The organism is uncultured Cetobacterium sp., assembly GCF_947038635.1.
Taxonomy (GTDB): Bacteria; Fusobacteriota; Fusobacteriia; order Fusobacteriales; family Fusobacteriaceae; genus Cetobacterium_A.
On sequence record NZ_CAMQXC010000005.1, the window covers coordinates 24,040 to 41,627 of the forward strand.

Consider the following 17,588-nt stretch of genomic DNA (forward strand, 5'->3'; position numbering starts at 1 on the left):
ACAATGGAGAAGTTAGAAAATTTTTTGCTAAAAGAGTTACAAGAGATTGCTAGACAAATGGATATTGATTATTCAAGTAGAACTAAAAAAGCAGAAATTGTAGAATTGATAAATGAAGCAATTGATGTTAAAGAGGGAATGCATTTGGCTTGGGGAAATCTTGAGGTAATGGCTGATGGATATGGTTTTTTAAGAAATACAAATGTTGAAAAAGATGTCTATGTATCAGCTTCACAAATAAGAAAATTTAAATTAAGAACAGAAGATTTTGTATTAGGTGAAGTAAGAGAGGCTGTTCAAGGTGAAAATAACTATGGACTTAGAAAAGTTCTTTTAATAAATAATGGAAGTATTCAAGAGGCTGAATCAAGAATACCATTTGATGAATTAATACCGGCTTATCCAACAGAACAGTTAAAATTAGAAACAGATGCAAAAAATATCTCTGGTAGAATAATAGATTTAATTGCACCGATAGGATTAGGACAAAGAGGACTAATAGTAGCACCACCAAAAGCTGGTAAAACAGTACTGATTAGTAATATTGCAAACTCTATAATAGAAAATAATAAAGATATAGAAGTTTGGATTCTTTTAATAGATGAAAGACCAGAGGAAGTTACAGATATAAAGGAAACTGTAAAAGGAGCACAAGTTTATGCTTCTACTTTTGATGATGATCCAAGAAATCATATAAAAGTTACTGAATCTCTTTTAGAAAGAGCGAAAAGAAAAATTGAAAATGGTGAGAACATAGTTATATTGATGGACTCTTTAACAAGATTGGCTAGAGCGTATAACATAGTAATACCATCAAGTGGAAAGTTAATTTCAGGTGGAATTGATCCAACAGCTCTATACTATCCGAAGAAATTCTTTGGATCAGCAAGAAATATAAGAAACGGTGGAAGTTTAACTATTTTAGCAACTGCTTTAGTTGATACAGGAAGTAAAATGGATGATGTTATATATGAGGAATTTAAAGGAACAGGTAACTTAGATATACATTTAGATAGAAATTTAGCAGAACTTAGAATATATCCATCTATAGATATTCAAAAATCTGGAACTAGAAAAGAAGAGCTTTTAATAGGGAAAAAGAAATTAGATTCTATTTGGAATATAAGAAGATATCTATCATCTCTAGATAAAGCTACTGCAACAAAAAAGTTAATTGATACTATTTCATCAACTGAAAGCAATGATAAACTTATAGAAATGTATGAGAAGTCTTTTGCAAGGGGGAAATAGTGAAAGAGATATTTAAAATATTTGCTATAATAATAGCAGCATTTATAGCTATGTTAATATTAGTTTTTAAACCTTATAAATCAGAAGTAGTAGATTTAAAAAAGTTTACGGAATATTATTCAGAGACAACTACTGTTGAAGATGGTGGTGGATTTGAACTTGTTGATGGCAATTTTTATACAATAGAGAAAGAGTATAAAATAGGTGAAGATGAATCGATAGAAGGAGTTCCTCTTGAAGATTTAGACTTAAAGCAAGCATATGAAATCCCAAAGCTAGAAAGTTATGTAGTCGCTAGTGGAGATACTTTAGGTGGAATAGCAGATAAAAATGGAATATCTTTAGAGGTTTTAAAGGCTAATAATCCAGGAATTTCCAATAATTTAAGAGCAGGACAAAAAATAAAAATCGTAAAATCTAATGGTGTTTTTTATAAAGTTAGAAGAGGAGATTCCCTTTTTAAAATAGCACTGGCTTATAAAATAGATGTGGATGATTTAAGAAAATATAATAATTTAAGAAATGATAATATAAGAGTTGGAGAAGAACTGTTTATATATAATCCAAGTGAAGAGAGTTTAAAAAGACTTACTCGTAGCGGAAGTGTAAACAGAACAACCGTACAGAAAAATTTTACAATGCCAGTAAAATGGGCAGGAGTGACAAGTCCTTTTGGTAAAAGATTTCATCCTGTTTTAAAAAGATATATTCAACACGCAGGAGTTGATATGAGAGCAAGGTATGTTCCTTTAATGGCGTCAAAGGATGGAACAGTGGTTTTTGCAGGATATATGACAGGTTATGGAAAAATAATTAAAATAAATCATGGCAATGGTTTTGAAACAAGATCAGCTCACCTAGATAAAATGTATGTAAAAACAGGTGATAGAGTTAAAGCTGGTCAAGTTATAGGGAAAACTGGAATGTCAGGAAGAGTAACAGGACCACACTTACATTTTGAAATTAGAAAGAACGGAAAAGCTAATAATCCAATGAATTATTTAGTTAGATAGCCCTAGGATTATACTAGGGCTTTTTTAAATTTTGCGAGAGGTGAAAAATGAGAGATTCTAAAGTTGTAAAAGTTGGAAATATATTGATTGGTGGTGGAAATGATGTTATTATTCAATCGATGACAAATACTCCAACAACAGATGTAGAAAAAACAGTTAATCAAATAAAAAAGCTTCAAGAAGAAGGATGTCAATTAGTTAGAGTTACAGTAAATACAGAAGAAGCTGCGAAAAAAATAAAGGAAATAAAAGAGAAAATAGATATACCATTAGTAGCTGATATACATTTTGATTATAGACTAGCTTTATTAGCTATAGAAAATGGAATTGATAAGTTAAGAATTAATCCAGGAAATATAGGTAGTGATGAAAAGGTCGAAATCGTGGTTAAAAAAGCTATGGAAAAAAGTATACCGATTAGAATAGGTGTAAATTCAGGATCATTAGAAAAAACAATATTAGAAAAATATGGAAAACCAACATCAGATGCCATGGTAGAGAGTGCTTTATATCATATGAGACTTTTAGAGAAATTTAATTTTACAAATATAATAATTTCTTTGAAATCGAGTAATGTAAAGATGATGGTTGAAGCCTATAGAAAACTAGCTAAGTTGTGTAATTATCCTCTACATTTAGGTGTTACAGAAGCAGGCACAGCATTTCAAGGGACTGTAAAATCAGCTATTGGAATAGGTTCTTTGCTAGTTGATGGAATTGGCGACACAATTAGAGTTTCTTTAACAGAAGACCCTGTAGAGGAGATTAAAGTTGCAAAAGAGATATTAAAGGTTTTAGGATTAAAAGAGGTTGGTGTAGAGATTGTATCTTGTCCAACTTGTGGAAGAACTGAGATAGATTTGATAGGACTTGCACATCAAGTGGAAAAAGAGTTTGAAAAAGTGGATAAAAAAATAAAAATAGCCGTTATGGGGTGTGTTGTAAATGGACCTGGAGAAGCTAAAGAAGCTGACTATGGAGTAGCGGGTGGAAAAGGAGTTGGAGTTTTATTTAAAAAAGGTGAGATAATTAAAAAGGTTGATGAAGGGGATATTCTAAAAGAGTTAAAAAAATTAATCGAAGATGATTTTAATTAAAACTTTTTTAAGAATTTTGTAGTCTAAAATTATAAAGCTAAAATAATGAGGTATTTAAATGGATTTTGATCAGATATATAATGAGTATTTTGATAGAATATACTATAAAATACTATCAACAGTAAAAAATGCCGAAGATGCCGAAGACATAGCTCAAGAAGTATTCATTAGTGTTTATAAAAATCTTAAAGGCTTTAGAGAAGAGAGTAATATTTATACTTGGATTTATAGAATTGCTATAAATAAAACGTATGATTTTTTTAGAAAGAAAAAGCTAAATCTAGAGTTAAATGATGAGATTTTAAGTGTTGAAAGTAATGAAGACTTTAATATTCCAATCCTTTTAGAGGAGAAGTTAAAAGAACTACCTTTCCAGGAGAGAGAGATAGTTGTTTTAAAAGATATATATGGCTATAAACTGAGGGAGATTGCAGATATGAAAGAAATGAATATATCAACAGTAAAAACGATATACTACAAGGCAATTAAAGACATGGGAGGTGTGATATAAATGGTATCTCCAAAAGAGAGAGTAAGAGCGAATATTTATAAATCATTACTAGAAGAGGAGAAAAAAAGAAATAAAAAAATCTCATTTTTTTCTTTGTCTCTTTTTGTAGTTGGAGTCTTTACAGGGACATCTTATGATTTAGTTAAAAGAAATATTTCTCCTACAGAGAAGTTGGTAGCTTTAGAAAGTGGAGAGCTACAAAGAAAAGTTTCAGATAAAAAAGAGATTGGTTTTACAATCGATGATTTATTTCAAGCTGATGAAATAAAAATAAACAAAAGAGATTTTAATACTGAAAATCTTTTTGTAACAGATCTACAAATTTAGTGGAGGATTTTATGAAAAAAATAGTGATGGGACTGTTGGAGTCTTTACAGGGACATCTTATGATTTAGTTAAAAGAAATATTTCTCCTACAGAGAAGTTGGTAGCTTTAGAAAGTGGAGAGCTACAAAGAAAAGTTTCAGATAAAAAAGAGATTGGTTTTACAATCGATGATTTATTTCAAGCTGATGAAATAAAAATAAACAAAAGAGATTTTAATACTGAAAATCTTTTTGTAACAGATCTACAAATTTAGTGGAGGATTTTATGAAAAAAATAGTGATGGGACTGTTGATACTTGTATTTAGTGTATCAGCCTATGCAACATCGGGAATAGGGATAGTTAAAGATGACGATTTCAAAGCTGTAGGGGTAAGTCAAGATAATATCGATAGAGTTAAGGTTATAATTGAGCAAGCTAGTATTCAATATAAATTAAAAACATTGGATAAAAAAGCATTAGAGATTGAAATTAATAAATACATTTTGGATGGCACAGAAAAAAATCTTGAAAAATTAAATGAATTAGTAGAGAAGGTTGGACTTTTAGATGCAGAAATTATAAAGGACAGATTGAAGTATCAAATAGAAGTTCAAAAATATATAACAACAGATCAGTACTTGAAAGCTAGAGAGTTATCGTTAAAAAGAATATCACAATCAAGAGAAAAACAATAGTTAAAAATCTTCTTCCTTAATAATAATGGAAGAAGATTTTTTATTTTATTTTTAAAGTAAGTATGGTATAATTTATAAGTTAAAGTATAGATATAAAAAGGAGTGAAGATAGTGTTTACTAAATTAGAAGAAGTTGTAGTAAGGTTTAATGAGTTAACAGAAGCTTTAGGTTCTCCAGAAGTTTTAAGTAATCCCAAAAAAATGATGGAGTGTAATAAAGCATTAAATGATATAACACCTATCGTTGAAAAGTACAAAGAGTATAAAAGATATCAAGAAGATTTAGAGTTTATAAAAGAAAATATCAGAGGAGAAAAAGACTCTGATATGAGAGAAATGATGCAAGAGGAATTAAAAGAGATTGAGGAAATAATTCCTAATCTAGAGCAAGATATGAAAGTATTATTACTTCCAAAAGACCCTAACGATGATAGAAACGTTATAATAGAGATTAGAGGTGGAGCAGGAGGAGACGAAGCTGCTTTATTTGCTGGAAACTTATTTAGAATGTATATGAGATATGCTGAGAGACACAAATGGAAAGTTGAAATAATAGAGAAACAAGAAATTGGTGTTGGAGGAATAAAAGAAGCTGTATTCTCAATAAATGGTCAAGGAGCATACTCAAGACTTAAGTTTGAATCAGGAGTTCATAGAGTGCAAAGAGTACCTGAAACTGAATCATCAGGAAGAATACACACATCTACAGCAACAGTTGCAGTTTTACCAGAGGTTGATGAAGTTCAAGACGTAAAAATAAACTCATCAGATTTAAAGATTGATACATTTAGAGCCTCAGGAGCGGGAGGACAGCACGTTAACATGACTGACTCTGCAGTTAGAATAACACATCTACCAACAGGAGTAATTGTTCAGTGTCAAGATGAGAGATCACAGTTAAAAAATAGAGAAAAGGCTATGAAACACTTAGCTTCAAAACTTTATGAGATGGAGTTAGAAAAGCAAAGATCAGCTGTTGAAAGTGAAAGAAGACTTCAAGTTGGATCAGGAGATAGATCAGAAAAAATAAGAACATACAACTATCCACAAGGAAGAATAACAGATCATAGAATCAAGTATACAGCACATCAATTAGAAGCTTTCTTAGATGGAGATATAGATGATATGATAGATGCTCTAACTACATTTGCTCAAGCAGAAATGCTTTCAAGTTCAGCGGAGTAATTATGAAATTATTAGATATATTAAAATTTTCTGAGGAGTATTTGAAAAAATACTCCTTTTCAAAACCCAGATTAGAAAGTGAAAAGATAATATCTCATGTATTAAATTTAGAAAGAATAACTCTTTACGCTTATTTTGACATGGAACTTAATTTAGAGCAAAAAGATAAAATAAAAAATTATTTGAAAGCTATGGCTAGAAATAGATTAACTTTTGATGAACTTCCAAAAGAAGAGATAAGTCTAGTTGAAGAGAAAGATTGTAGTTCTGAGAATAGAGAACTATTACAAAAGAGTATAGAATATCTGAATAAAAATGATGTAAAAGATAGCAAGTTAGATGCAGAGTATATATTTGCTCATGTTTTAAAAGTCAAGAGAACAATGCTATTTATGAATTTGAGAAAAGAGATTGCTTTAAAAGAAAAAGAAGAGATAAAAGATTTGCTTTATAAAAGAGCAAAGGAAAAAAAGCCTCTACAATACCTTTTAGGAGAGTGGGAGTTCTATGGATTACCTTTTAAAGTTGACGAGAGAGTTTTAATACCAAGGGCAGATACAGAAATTTTAGTAGAGCAGTGTAAATTTATTTTAAGTGAGATAGAGAATCCAAAAGTATTAGATATAGGAACTGGAAGTGGAGCAATATCTGTAACTATAGCTAAAGAGGTTCCAAGTGCTATAGTTTTAGGAGCAGATATAAGTACAGATGCTTTAGAAGTTGCTGTGGAAAATAGAAAGATTAATAATGTAGAGAGTAATTTAAAATTTATTAAGTCAGATGTTTTCTCAAATATAAAAGAGAATGATTACGATATGATTATCTCAAATCCCCCATATATACGTAAAGAAGAATATGAGGAGTTAATGCCAGAAGTTAGACAGCACGAACCACAAGGTGCTTTAACAGACAATGGAGATGGTTATTATTTCTATAAAAAAATATCAGAAGAATCTCCAAAATATCTTAAAGATAAAGGTTACTTAGCTTTTGAAGTGGGATATAACCAAGCACACGAAGTAAGTCAATTTATGAAAAAAGCTGGATTTGAAATAATAGCAATTGTAAATGATTATAGTGGAATAGAGAGAGTAGTAATAGGAAGAAAGAGTGGTGAAGAGGATGTCAACAAAGTTAGTTGATTATGATTATCATTTACCAGATGAGCTTATAGGTCAAAAACCTAGAGAGCCTAGAGATCACTCTAAATTAATGGTAGTAGATAAAGAAAATCAAACATTAGAACATAAAACTTTTTTTAATATAATAGACTATTTAAAACCAGGAGATGTTTTAGTAAGAAATTCAACAAAAGTTATACCAGCTAGACTTTTTGGAAAAAAAGAAACTGGTGGAGTTTTAGAAATACTTTTAATAAAGAGAGTAAGCTTAGATACTTGGGAGTGTTTACTAAAGCCTGCTAAAAAATTGAAAGTAGGACAAAAACTTGAAATAGGTGAAAATAAAGAGTTAGTGGCTGAGTTATTAGAGATAAAAGAAGATGGAAATAGAGTTTTAAAATTTGAATATGAGGGTGCATTTGAAGAAGTATTAGATAAGCTTGGAAAAATGCCATTACCTCCATATATTGTAGAAGCTTTAGAAACGAAAGAGAGATATCAAACAGTTTACGCAATAAAGGGAGAATCAGTTGCGGCACCTACAGCGGGGTTACATTTTACAAAAGAACTTTTAGAAAAAATAAAAGAAAAAGGTGTTGAAATATTAGATGTATTCTTAGAAGTTGGTTTAGGAACGTTTAGGCCAGTTCAAACTGAAGATGTTTTAGACCACAAAATGCATGAGGAAATTTTTGAAATTCCTTCGTATACTGTTGAGAGAATAAAAAAGGCAAAAGAAGAGAATAGAAGAATAATAGCTGTAGGAACAACAACTGTTAGAGCATTAGAGTCATCTGTGGATACAGATGGAAATTTAATTTCAAAAACAGGAAGCACAGAGATATTTATATATCCAGGATATAAATTTAACGTTATAGATGCATTAATAACTAACTTTCATTTGCCAAAATCAACACTTCTTATGTTAGTATCAGCTCTTTCAAATAGAGAGTTTATGTTAGATGTATATAAAGAAGCTGTAAAAGAGGAGTATCATTTCTTTAGTTTTGGAGATGCAATGTTTATTTATTAATAAAAAAGAGGTGAAAAGATGAGAATAATAGCAGGAGAAGCAAAGGGAAAGAGATTGGAGTGTAGAAAAGGAACAGATACAAGACCTACTCAAGATAGTATAAAAGAATCTCTATTTTCAATAATTGCTCCATATATAACTGATGCTAGATTCTTAGATCTTTTTAGTGGTACAGGAAATATAGCTTTAGAAGCTTTGAGTAGAGGAGCAAAAAGAGCTGTAATGATAGAAAAAGATCAAGAAGCATTAAAATATATAATAAAAAATATTAATAATTTAGGATATGAGAATAAATCAAGAGCTTATAAAAATGAAACTTTAAGAGCTGTTGAGATTTTAGGAAGAAAAGGTGAAAAATTTGATATAATTTTTATGGATCCTCCTTATAAAGATGAGGTTTGTGAAAGAGTTATGAGAGCTATATCAAAAGCTGGATTATTAGCAGAAAATGGATTAATAATTTGTGAGCATCATATGTATGAAGATATGTCTGAAGAGGTTGGAGAATTTAAAAAAACTGATGAAAGAAAATATGGAAAAAAAGTTGTGACATTCTATACAAGATAAAAAGAGGGAGGATCCATGAAAAAAGATAGTTTTGAGTATAATATTAATGAAATTGATATAATAATTGAAAAATTAGATAAAGGTGAGTTATCTTTAGACGAGTCAATTAAAGAGTATGAAAAAGCTATGAAGTTGTTAAAAAAATCCTCAGATATTTTGAATAAAGCAGAGGGTAAAATAATAAAAGTAACTTCAGAAGATAATAACATTCAACTAGAGGTTGATGAAAATGCTTAAAAATTACTTAAAAACTAAAAGAGAACTAGTGGATTCAAATATAGAATATCATTTAAATAAATTAGAATACCCAAATGTAATAGCAGAAGGTATGAGATATTCTGTTTTAAATGGTGGGAAAAGATTAAGACCAATTTTATTGTTGATGGTTTTAGAACTTTTCAATAAAAAAATAGATTTAGGATTACCAATAGCTGTTGCAATAGAGATGATTCACTCTTATTCTTTAGTTCACGATGATTTACCAGCTCTTGATAACGATGAGTATAGGAGAGGAAAATTAACAACTCATAAAAAATTTGGAGAAGCTGAAGCTATACTGATAGGAGATGCACTATTAACACACTCGTTTTCTGTTGTAGCAGATGAAACAAAGGGAATAACTCCAGATAAACTTATAAAAATAATAGGTATGATATCAAGATATGCTGGAATAAATGGTATGATTGGTGGACAAACAGTAGATATAGAAAGTGAAAAAAAGAGAGTATCTTTAGAAACTTTAAAATATATTCATGAAAATAAAACGGGAAAATTAATAAAATTACCAATAGAAATAGGTGCGATAATTTCAGATGCTACTGAAGAGGAGTATAAAGCTTTAGAGAAATATGCTAATGGAATAGGGTTAGCTTTTCAAATTAAGGATGATATATTAGATATAGAAGGAGATTTTGAAAAGATTGGAAAACCTATTGGTAGTGATTTGGAATTAGAAAAAACAACTTACCCAAGTATATTTGGAATAAAAAAGAGTAAAGAGATATTAAATGAAGTTATTTTAGAGGCTAAGAAAAGTTTAAATATTTTTTCAGAAGAAAAAGTTCGAATCTTTTTAGAATTAGCAGATTATATAGGAATTAGAGAGAATTAAAAAGGGAACCATTATTGGTTCCCTTTGCTTTTATTTTGTAACTCAGCTTTTCTAGTATTTTCACCATTTAAAATATAGATTAAATCACTTGCTAAATGTATTATATGATCTGATAATCTTTCAAATTTTTTATCTAGAAGCATAAGTTCAGATCCTCCAACAACATTATCTGGAGTTTCCTTCATTTTAGTAAGAAAATAATCAGTATTAGCATTAATTAAATCATCAATCTCTTCATCTAAATAAAGAACATTATATAGTAAACGTACATCTTCATTTAAAAAAGCATCTACGTACATTTGGAAAAGACCTCTAATTTTTTTTGCTATTGGTAAAACTTTTTCACTCAAAGCATAAGCTAAATTTGGAGATTTTTTTTCAATATCTTTTATTAAAGATAGATTTGCTTTTAAAAGATCTCCCATTCTTTCAAGTACCCTTACACTATTGATAATCATTACTAATTTTCTAAGATTTTTGGCAGCAGGTTGAAATCTAGCCATTGTAATAATAGAATCTTCTTTTAGTTTTACTTCGAAAGAGTTAATAAAATCTTCTATCATTTTAGCCTCTCCATAAAGAGTAGGATCAAAGCTATTATTTTGTAACATTTCTAAGTTTACATCGAAATTTCTACCAACATATTTTAATGTTTCTAAATAGTGTTCATCTAAAGCTTTTAAAGATTCGTTTAAAGTTCTCATAAAATCTCCTTTTTATCCAAATTTTCCTGTTATATAATCTTCGGTTTTCTTAACGCTAGGTGTTGTAAAGATTTTTGAAGTTTCATCAAATTCTTCTAAAACACCTTGGTAAAAAAATCCAGTATAGTCAGATATTCTTGATGCTTGTTGCATATTATGAGTAACAATAACTATACTATAATTTTTTGCAAGTTCAACAATTAACTCTTCAATTTTAGCAGTTGAAATCGGATCAAGAGCTGAAGTAGGCTCATCCATAAGTAGTATTTCAGGGTTAATAGAGATAGCTCTAGCTATACAAAGTCTTTGTTGCTGTCCTCCTGATAGACCAAGAGCAGATTGATGAAGTTTATCTTTTACCTCATCCCAAAGAGCAACTGCTTTAAGAGATGATTCTACAATTTCATCTAATTTTTTCTTATTAGTTTCTCCATGTAATTTTGGAGCATAAACTAAATTTTCATAAATAGATTTAGGGAATGGATTTGGTTTTTGGAAAACCATTCCCACTTTTTTTCTAAGTTCAACAATATCAAACTGTTTATCAAAAATATTTTGATCATCAAGTAAGATTTCACCTTCATACTTAACACTTGATATAAGATCATTCATTCTATTTAAAGATCTTAAAAATGTTGATTTACCACATCCAGATGGACCAATAAGTGCTGTAACTTTATTCTTCATTATATCCATATTTATATCTTTTAAAGCTTTGAAATCACCATAATAAAAGTTAAAGTTTTTAACAGATATTCTAACGTCTTGTTTCATACTATATATTCCTCCAAAATTATACGAGATTATTATTTTTCAAACTTGTTTCTAATATACGCCCCAATCAGGTTAAATCCTACAGTTATAAATACAAGAACAAATAGAGTTCCATGCATGTTGCTTTGAGGCATGTTTGGTACTTGTGTTGATATAACGTAAAGATGATAAGGTAATGCCATAACTTGATCAAATATTGATTGTGGCAAGAATGGCAAATAGAATGCTGCAGCTGTAAATAAAATAGGTGCAGTCTCTCCAGCAGCTCTTGAAATACTTAAAATAACTCCAGTTGAGATTCCAGGTAACGCAGCAGGAATAACAACTTTAGAAATTGTTTCCCATTTTGTAGCCCCAAGAGCAAGGGATGCTTCTCTTAAACTATTTGGAACAGCTAAAAGTGCTTCTCTTGTAGCTGTTATTATAACAGGTAAGCACATAATACCTAAAGTCAAAGATCCAGATAATATTGAAACACCTAATTTGAAATAGATAACGAATAATGCCATCCCAAAAAGACCATAGATGATACTAGGTATTCCAGCTAAATTAATAATAGTTAAGTTAATCAATCTTGTTAATATGTTATCTTTAGAATACTCAACAAGATATACTCCAGTAAAAATTCCAAATGGAACTGAAACAGCTATAGTTCCAAGAGTAAGGTAAATTGTACCTACAATAGCAGGAAAGATTCCCCCTGCTCTCATTCCTCTTTTAGGAATTTCAGTTAAAAATTCCCAAGAAATTGAAGGAACACCTTTGTATATAATATATCCTAAGATTAAAAAGATAGGTACTACTGCTAATAAAGCAACTGCTTTAATAAAGAGTTCAATAGCTACTCCACTTTTTCCTTTTAAAATTTTCATCTTAATATTCCTCCTATTTACCCATCAGTTTTCTTGATTTTCTAATATACTTATCTGCAATACTATTTGTTAAGAAGCTTATTGCAAATAATACTAAACCAATAGCGAATAAAGCATGATAGTGTTGACTGCCTTGAACAACTTCTCCCATTTCAGCTGCAATGGTAGCTGTTAAAGTTCTAACAGGAGATAGTGGAGATGTTGCCATAATTGGAGCATTTCCAGTTATCATAAGTACAGCCATAGTTTCACCAATAATTCTTCCAAATCCTAACATAATACCTGCAAAAATTCCAGGAAATGCAGCAGGTAAAAGAACTTTGAAAACTGTCTCAAGTTTATTAGCTCCAAGAGCTAGAGAAGCTTCACGGTAAGATTTATCAAGAGCATTTAATGCATCGTCAGATAAACTTACTATAGTAGGAATAGCCATGAAAGAAAGCATAATTCCTCCAGTTAAAGCATTTAGTCCACTAGGTAAATGGAAAGAATCTTTTATAAAACCAGATAAAACATATAGTCCTAAATAACCTAGTACAACTGAAGGTAAAGCTGACATTGTTTCTATAATAATTTTAATAATTTTTTTAGTTTTCTTATTAGCAAACTCAGACAAATATATTGTAGTTATAATACCAATAGGAACAGAGATACAAAGTGCAACTAATGTAACCCAAAATGATCCAACTAACAGCGGTAAAAGCCCATATTTACCCGAAAGAGATATCCATTCTGTTCCAAAGAAAAATTTTGAAAGAGGATAATCTTTAAAAAAAGATAAACTATTAACTAAAATGAAAATAAATATAAGTATAACAATTAGAATGTTAAAAATTCCAACAACAGAGTGAACTCCATTCATAAAAGAATCTTTAACTTTTCTTATATTATGCATGATAACCTCCTAAATCTATGTTAAAAAATTAAAAAAAATTTAAACTAATTTTAAACTTAAATTAAACTATATACAGATATAATATATGCTACTTGTTAAAATAAGATTAATTGTATGTAAAAAAACTGTAAAATTTTTTTTACAGTTTTTTTACATTAAATTTAAATTAGATTAACATTAATGTTCTATACTATTTTCAAGAATAAAAAATTAAGAATGAAAATAAAGATAAAATTATAGGAGGAGTTTAAGAATGAAAATGAAAAGGTTTTTTCTAATGGGGTTAATGGCTATGATGGGAGTATGTTCAACAACAGCAATGGCATCAAAAGTTGTTCAAGTAAAAGGATCAGATACAATAGTAAATGTTTCTCAATATATTGCTGAAGAGTATATGGGTAAAAATAAAGATGCTAGAATTGCTGTTACAGGTGGAGGATCTGGAGTGGGAATTTCATCTTTAATAAATGGAACTGCAGATATAGGAATGGCATCTAGAAATATTAAAGATAAAGAGATGAAAGCAGCAGAAGAGAAAGGGTTAAAATTAAAAGAAGTTGTTTTAGGATATGATGGTATAACAGTAATAGTAAATGATTCAAATAAAGTAAATGATTTAACACACCAAGATTTAGCTAAAATCTTTAGAGGAGAGATTACTAATTGGAAAGAGCTTGGTGGAGATGATGCTACAATAGTTGTTTTATCAAGAGATTCATCATCTGGAACACATGAATTTTTTAAAGAACACATTATAAGAGAAGAAAATACAAAAAAAGATGCAGAATATGGAAAGAATACTCTATATATGCCTTCAAATGAAGCTATAAAACAAGAAGCAAAGAATAATAAATATGCAATTGGATATATAGGAATGGGATACATGGACAAATCTGTAAAGAGCTTAAAAGTGGATTCAATAGAGCCTAGTGTACAAAATGTAGCGGATAAAAAATACCCAATAGCAAGAGAAATCTATTGGTATGTTATAGATACAGATAATAAAGATGTAAATGGATTAGTTGACTTTGCATTATCAGCAGATGGACAAAGAGTAGTTGCTGATGAGGGATTCGTTCCAGCAAAATAGTAGATATAGGTGTCCTAATGAAAAAAGGACACCTTTTTTATATTTATGATATAATAAAAAGAAAAAATAAGGAGAGATGATATGAAGGTACTAGTAGTTGAAGATGATTTAGAGATACAGGCGTTAATAAACTATTATTTCACAAAAGAGGGCTATAAAGTAACTGTGGCTTCTGATGGATTAGAAGGTTTGAAGTATTTAAAAAAAGACAAACATGAATTAATCATCTTAGATTTAATGTTACCTAATTTAGATGGAATAAATTTTACGAAGATTGTAAAAGAGATGGAAGATGAGTATGGGACTCCGTATATAGTTATGTTAACTGCTAAGACAGAGGTTGAAGATGTATTAAAAGGTTTAGAGATTGGAGCAGATGACTATATGAAAAAACCATTTGATCCAAGAGAGCTTTTACTGAGAGGAAAAAAACTTCTTAATCAACAGGAAAAAAATAAAAAAATAAGAAATAGATTTTTAGATTTAGAGATAGATGAAGATAAACATTTGGTTACAAATAATGGTGAAGAAGTAGAGTTATCTAAGAAAGAGTATGATTTACTTTTACTTTTAGTTAAAAATAAAGGGATTGTAGTAAGTAGAGAGAAAATTTTAGATAAAGTTTGGGGAAGTAATTATTATTCAGGAGATAGAACTGTAGATGTGTACATATCTAAATTGAGAGAAAAGATACCATTTTTAACAGAGTGTATAAAAACAGTGAAAGGAGTAGGATACAGATTAGAAGAAAAGAGATAATTGCTTTATTCTTTATAGTTATGATTGAGATAATTTTTGTAATAACTAATATATCATTTTTATCTCACTTATATAAAGATGGAGTGAAAAATAGCTTAAAAGAAAATGTTTTTATCATATCTAATTTAATAAAGGAGTATGACAAAAAAGATTATCAACAAATATTTGAAAATTCTGATATGAGATTTAATATAATCGGCTTAAATGGAAGAGTTATATATGATTCAAGAAAATATAATGAAGAAGGAAAGTTAGAGAATCATAGCAATAGAAGAGAAGTTTTAGAAGTTAAAAATACTGGAATAGGATTTGATATAAGAAAAAGTAGTATTTCAGATGAGACTATGGCATATTATGCAGTTGAAAGAACTAATAAAGAGGGAGAAAAAGTAGTTGTAAGAGTTTCTAAAAATTATGGAGATACTTTAAAAATGCTAAAGATAATTCTGGTTGCAGAACTTTTATTTTTTACATTTTTGAATTTTATAATACATGCTTTTTATAAAAAATATTTAAAAAGAGATTTGTATAGAAAGATAGAAGTTATTGAAGATTTTTTAAAAGAAAAAGGAGATGGAGAAAATTTATATTTTGAAAAAGATCCGTGGATTCTAAATTTATGGGATATTGTTCAAAAGTGGCAAAAACAAAATTTAGAAAATATAGTTAGCCTTAATAGAGAGAAAAGAATTTTGCATCAAATAATAACTTCGATAGATTCTTCTATATGTCTTTTTGATGAAAATTTACAATTGATAATTAAAAACAGTAGATTTAATTATCTTTATGAAAAGGACAAAATGAGCTATTTGAATTTGATAAAAGATATCGAAATTATAGATATAGTAAAAAGAAGTGTAAGAGAGAAGCAAAATCAAAAATCAGAAGTTTATATACTGAGATTAAAAAGATATTTTAGTGTGAGTGTTAAATTTTTAGATCAAGACCAAAGATATTTGTTATCTATAAAAGATATAACTCAAACTAAAGGAATGATAGAAGTTCAGAAAACATTTATAAGTAATGTAAGTCATGAGTTGAAAACACCTTTAACAAATATAAAAGGTTATGTAATTGCATTAGAAGATGCACCTGAACCATTGAAAGTTCAGTTTATAAAAACTATAAAAAATAATATAGACAAATTAGAAAATATAATTGCAGATTTTTTGAATATAAGCAAAATAGAAAGCTCAAATATTGTTAATATCGAAAAAGTTCCAGTAGCAAGATTAAAAACTGAGTTACATGCAATATTAAATGAAAGAATAAAAACAAGTGATGCTAATATAACTTATAGTCTAAACCTTTTAAATAAAGAAGGAGAGTTAAAAATTGATTTTGAGAAAGTCTTAACTATTTTAAAAAACTTAGTTGAAAATGCTATTATATATAGAGGAGATTTAAGACCTGAAATAGAGATTTCAATAATAGAAACGAAAAGTATGTATAAAATAGGTGTAAAAGATAATGGAGTAGGAATTTCTCCAGAAGATGTGGAGAAAATATTTGAAAGATTTTATAGAGTAGATAAAGCTAGAACAAGTAATAAGGCTGGAACCGGACTGGGGCTTTCTATTGTAAAAGAACTTGTAGAAAGATGTGGAGGAAAAATAGATGTTATTTCTAAAGAAGGAAAGGGAACTATTTTTATATTTACAATCTTGAAATAAGAATTTACAAATTAAAATAGGTATGCTATAGTAAATTAGAACAAAACAACCAAAAAGGGGGATAAGATGGCTAAGATAAAAAATATAGTAGTTGCACATGCAGCTCAAATGAGTCAACAAGTAGGAGGAGCTGTAGATATATTTGGCTCTTTTGATAATATAATTCAACCAATATTTCCTCATCCTATGATGAGATTATCAATTGTTTTAACTTTTGAGGAGATTACAAAACCAACAGTTTTTGAAGTTAGATTGAATGGACCTGATGATGATTTAATATCAAGAGGAGAGTTAACACCAATGGTAGATCCTTTAGGTGTTGGAAAAAAGATTGTAGATATTGATAGATTTTTAGTTAAAACAAGAGGAAGATACACAATAGATATATTTGAAAAAGAGGGAGAAGAGCTAAAGTTTTTAAAAACAGAAACTTTATTTATAGCAGAGTATCCACCACAAAGAAAATTTAGTCCAGAACAAGTAGAAGAGATTTCTAAAAATGATGAGTTAATTAGAAGTGTAAAAACAGAATTTAAACCGTTTGGATTTGAGAATGCTATAAAAATTCAACATAATTTATTAAAAGATGCTCCTATAGAAGATGGATTCTTAGCTATTCCTGAAAATGACAGATTAGAGTTTGATGGTCAAGTAGTAGAATTAACTGGAGTTAGAAGACAAATTGAGTGGATGTTTGGAAATCCTATTCCAAAAGAGGAAGAAAATAAAGAGGAAGTAACTGAAACAACAGGTACTGAAGAAAAATAGTTAATTAAAGCTGCTTTTAAAGCAGCTTTTTTTTTGAAAATAAAAAAAGTATTTGACAATTAATAAAAAAAATGATACTATCTTTGTGTACGGAAGGTTATCCTAATTGGTAAGGAACCGGTCTTGAAAACCGGCGTCGCAAGACTTCAGAGTTCGAGTCTC

At 29.1% G+C, this 17,588-nt stretch carries 21 protein-coding genes; 17 read left to right on the forward strand and 4 right to left on the reverse strand.

Annotated features, from left to right (window positions below; translation table 11 throughout):
• Window positions 1-3: 3 nt before the first annotated feature.
• The 13 genes from rho (at window position 4) to Q0V08_RS01285 (ending at window position 9,891) form a co-directional block, all read left to right on the forward strand.
• Window positions 4-1,251 carry a transcription termination factor Rho gene (gene rho / locus Q0V08_RS01225; protein WP_297431374.1) on the forward strand — a complete coding sequence of 416 codons (1,248 nt, stop codon included), beginning with the start codon at window positions 4-6 and terminating at the stop codon, window positions 1,249-1,251.
• Complete coding sequence (locus tag Q0V08_RS01230) at window positions 1,251-2,264, forward strand: peptidoglycan DD-metalloendopeptidase family protein (protein ID WP_297431376.1); 1,014 nt, start codon at window positions 1,251-1,253, stop codon at window positions 2,262-2,264. The genes rho and Q0V08_RS01230 overlap by 1 nt, the downstream gene beginning before the upstream one ends.
• A gap of 47 nt (window positions 2,265-2,311) precedes the next feature.
• Window positions 2,312-3,361 carry a flavodoxin-dependent (E)-4-hydroxy-3-methylbut-2-enyl-diphosphate synthase gene (ispG, locus tag Q0V08_RS01235; RefSeq protein ID WP_297431378.1) on the forward strand — a complete coding sequence of 350 codons (1,050 nt, stop codon included), beginning with the start codon at window positions 2,312-2,314 and terminating at the stop codon, window positions 3,359-3,361.
• A gap of 58 nt (window positions 3,362-3,419) precedes the next feature.
• The gene (locus Q0V08_RS01240) at window positions 3,420-3,872 is read left to right on the forward strand and encodes an RNA polymerase sigma factor (RefSeq protein WP_023051202.1); all 453 of its coding nucleotides are present in this window, start codon (window positions 3,420-3,422) and stop codon (window positions 3,870-3,872) included.
• Complete coding sequence (locus Q0V08_RS01245; RefSeq protein WP_023051201.1) at window positions 3,873-4,199, forward strand: hypothetical protein; 327 nt, start codon at window positions 3,873-3,875, stop codon at window positions 4,197-4,199.
• Between the two features lie 97 nt (window positions 4,200-4,296).
• Entirely contained in the window at window positions 4,297-4,452 is a 156-nt protein-coding gene (locus Q0V08_RS01250; RefSeq protein ID WP_297431380.1) for a hypothetical protein, read from the forward strand.
• A gap of 11 nt (window positions 4,453-4,463) precedes the next feature.
• Window positions 4,464-4,874, forward strand: coding sequence for a hypothetical protein (locus Q0V08_RS01255; RefSeq protein WP_040407573.1), 411 nt, complete (start codon window positions 4,464-4,466; stop codon window positions 4,872-4,874).
• 111 nt (window positions 4,875-4,985) lie between these two features.
• Window positions 4,986-6,059 (forward strand): peptide chain release factor 1, encoded by a 1,074-nt coding sequence (prfA, locus tag Q0V08_RS01260; protein WP_297431384.1) that lies wholly within the window; start codon window positions 4,986-4,988, stop codon window positions 6,057-6,059.
• 2 nt (window positions 6,060-6,061) lie between these two features.
• Window positions 6,062-7,201: a peptide chain release factor N(5)-glutamine methyltransferase gene (prmC, locus tag Q0V08_RS01265; RefSeq protein ID WP_297431385.1), complete on the forward strand. Its 1,140-nt coding sequence runs from the start codon at window positions 6,062-6,064 to the stop codon at window positions 7,199-7,201.
• Entirely contained in the window at window positions 7,182-8,213 is a 1,032-nt protein-coding gene (queA, locus tag Q0V08_RS01270) for a tRNA preQ1(34) S-adenosylmethionine ribosyltransferase-isomerase QueA (RefSeq protein ID WP_297431387.1), read from the forward strand. The genes prmC and queA overlap by 20 nt, the downstream gene beginning before the upstream one ends.
• A gap of 18 nt (window positions 8,214-8,231) precedes the next feature.
• Window positions 8,232-8,780, forward strand: coding sequence for a 16S rRNA (guanine(966)-N(2))-methyltransferase RsmD (gene rsmD, locus Q0V08_RS01275; RefSeq protein ID WP_023051196.1), 549 nt, complete (start codon window positions 8,232-8,234; stop codon window positions 8,778-8,780).
• A 15-nt stretch (window positions 8,781-8,795) separates the two neighbouring features.
• Window positions 8,796-9,017 carry an exodeoxyribonuclease VII small subunit gene (xseB, locus tag Q0V08_RS01280; RefSeq protein ID WP_297431390.1) on the forward strand — a complete coding sequence of 74 codons (222 nt, stop codon included), beginning with the start codon at window positions 8,796-8,798 and terminating at the stop codon, window positions 9,015-9,017.
• Window positions 9,004-9,891 carry a polyprenyl synthetase family protein gene (locus tag Q0V08_RS01285; RefSeq protein ID WP_297431392.1) on the forward strand — a complete coding sequence of 296 codons (888 nt, stop codon included), beginning with the start codon at window positions 9,004-9,006 and terminating at the stop codon, window positions 9,889-9,891. The genes xseB and Q0V08_RS01285 overlap by 14 nt, the downstream gene beginning before the upstream one ends.
• A gap of 11 nt (window positions 9,892-9,902) precedes the next feature.
• Here the strand turns inward: Q0V08_RS01285 and Q0V08_RS01290 are convergent, their stop codons facing one another.
• From Q0V08_RS01290 to pstC, 4 genes are read right to left on the reverse strand one after another with little or no spacing between them, the layout of a single operon-like run.
• Window positions 9,903-10,595: a PhoU domain-containing protein gene (locus tag Q0V08_RS01290; RefSeq protein WP_297431394.1), complete on the reverse strand. Its 693-nt coding sequence runs from the start codon at window positions 10,593-10,595 to the stop codon at window positions 9,903-9,905.
• 12 nt (window positions 10,596-10,607) lie between these two features.
• Complete coding sequence (gene pstB / locus Q0V08_RS01295; RefSeq protein ID WP_297431396.1) at window positions 10,608-11,369, reverse strand: phosphate ABC transporter ATP-binding protein PstB; 762 nt, start codon at window positions 11,367-11,369, stop codon at window positions 10,608-10,610.
• A gap of 32 nt (window positions 11,370-11,401) precedes the next feature.
• Complete coding sequence (gene pstA, locus Q0V08_RS01300; protein ID WP_297431398.1) at window positions 11,402-12,241, reverse strand: phosphate ABC transporter permease PstA; 840 nt, start codon at window positions 12,239-12,241, stop codon at window positions 11,402-11,404.
• 13 nt (window positions 12,242-12,254) lie between these two features.
• Window positions 12,255-13,136, reverse strand: a complete 882-nt coding sequence (gene pstC / locus Q0V08_RS01305; protein WP_297431400.1) for a phosphate ABC transporter permease subunit PstC — start codon at window positions 13,134-13,136, stop codon at window positions 12,255-12,257.
• 253 nt (window positions 13,137-13,389) lie between these two features.
• Between pstC and Q0V08_RS01310 the strand changes: the two genes are divergently transcribed.
• From Q0V08_RS01310 to Q0V08_RS01325, 4 genes are all read left to right on the forward strand, one after another.
• Window positions 13,390-14,226, forward strand: coding sequence for a phosphate ABC transporter substrate-binding protein (locus tag Q0V08_RS01310; RefSeq protein ID WP_297431402.1), 837 nt, complete (start codon window positions 13,390-13,392; stop codon window positions 14,224-14,226).
• 81 nt (window positions 14,227-14,307) lie between these two features.
• Window positions 14,308-14,985 carry a response regulator transcription factor gene (locus Q0V08_RS01315; RefSeq protein ID WP_023052405.1) on the forward strand — a complete coding sequence of 226 codons (678 nt, stop codon included), beginning with the start codon at window positions 14,308-14,310 and terminating at the stop codon, window positions 14,983-14,985.
• 83 nt (window positions 14,986-15,068) lie between these two features.
• Window positions 15,069-16,658 (forward strand): ATP-binding protein, encoded by a 1,590-nt coding sequence (locus Q0V08_RS01320; protein WP_297431404.1) that lies wholly within the window; start codon window positions 15,069-15,071, stop codon window positions 16,656-16,658.
• Between the two features lie 66 nt (window positions 16,659-16,724).
• Window positions 16,725-17,426, forward strand: a complete 702-nt coding sequence (locus Q0V08_RS01325; protein WP_297431406.1) for a hypothetical protein — start codon at window positions 16,725-16,727, stop codon at window positions 17,424-17,426.
• Window positions 17,427-17,588: the final 162 nt, after the last annotated feature.

Excerpts from the sequence above, each read along its gene's own strand:
- rho (WP_297431374.1), top strand. The coding sequence starts at position 4 with ATGGAGAAGTTAGAAAATTTTTTGCTAAAAGAGTTACAAGAGATTGCT.
- ispG (WP_297431378.1), top strand. The coding sequence starts at position 2,312 with ATGAGAGATTCTAAAGTTGTAAAAGTTGGAAATATATTGATTGGTGGT.
- Q0V08_RS01240 (WP_023051202.1), top strand. The coding sequence starts at position 3,420 with ATGGATTTTGATCAGATATATAATGAGTATTTTGATAGAATATACTAT.
- Q0V08_RS01245 (WP_023051201.1), top strand. The coding sequence starts at position 3,873 with ATGGTATCTCCAAAAGAGAGAGTAAGAGCGAATATTTATAAATCATTA.
- Q0V08_RS01255 (WP_040407573.1), top strand. The coding sequence starts at position 4,464 with ATGAAAAAAATAGTGATGGGACTGTTGATACTTGTATTTAGTGTATCA.
- prmC (WP_297431385.1), top strand. The coding sequence starts at position 6,062 with ATGAAATTATTAGATATATTAAAATTTTCTGAGGAGTATTTGAAAAAA.
- queA (WP_297431387.1), top strand. The coding sequence starts at position 7,182 with ATGTCAACAAAGTTAGTTGATTATGATTATCATTTACCAGATGAGCTT.
- rsmD (WP_023051196.1), top strand. The coding sequence starts at position 8,232 with ATGAGAATAATAGCAGGAGAAGCAAAGGGAAAGAGATTGGAGTGTAGA.
- xseB (WP_297431390.1), top strand. The coding sequence starts at position 8,796 with ATGAAAAAAGATAGTTTTGAGTATAATATTAATGAAATTGATATAATA.
- Q0V08_RS01285 (WP_297431392.1), top strand. The coding sequence starts at position 9,004 with ATGAAAATGCTTAAAAATTACTTAAAAACTAAAAGAGAACTAGTGGAT.
- Q0V08_RS01290 (WP_297431394.1), bottom strand. The coding sequence starts at position 10,595 with ATGAGAACTTTAAACGAATCTTTAAAAGCTTTAGATGAACACTATTTA.
- pstB (WP_297431396.1), bottom strand. The coding sequence starts at position 11,369 with ATGAAACAAGACGTTAGAATATCTGTTAAAAACTTTAACTTTTATTAT.
- pstA (WP_297431398.1), bottom strand. The coding sequence starts at position 12,241 with ATGAAAATTTTAAAAGGAAAAAGTGGAGTAGCTATTGAACTCTTTATT.
- pstC (WP_297431400.1), bottom strand. The coding sequence starts at position 13,136 with ATGCATAATATAAGAAAAGTTAAAGATTCTTTTATGAATGGAGTTCAC.
- Q0V08_RS01310 (WP_297431402.1), top strand. The coding sequence starts at position 13,390 with ATGAAAATGAAAAGGTTTTTTCTAATGGGGTTAATGGCTATGATGGGA.
- Q0V08_RS01315 (WP_023052405.1), top strand. The coding sequence starts at position 14,308 with ATGAAGGTACTAGTAGTTGAAGATGATTTAGAGATACAGGCGTTAATA.
- Q0V08_RS01325 (WP_297431406.1), top strand. The coding sequence starts at position 16,725 with ATGGCTAAGATAAAAAATATAGTAGTTGCACATGCAGCTCAAATGAGT.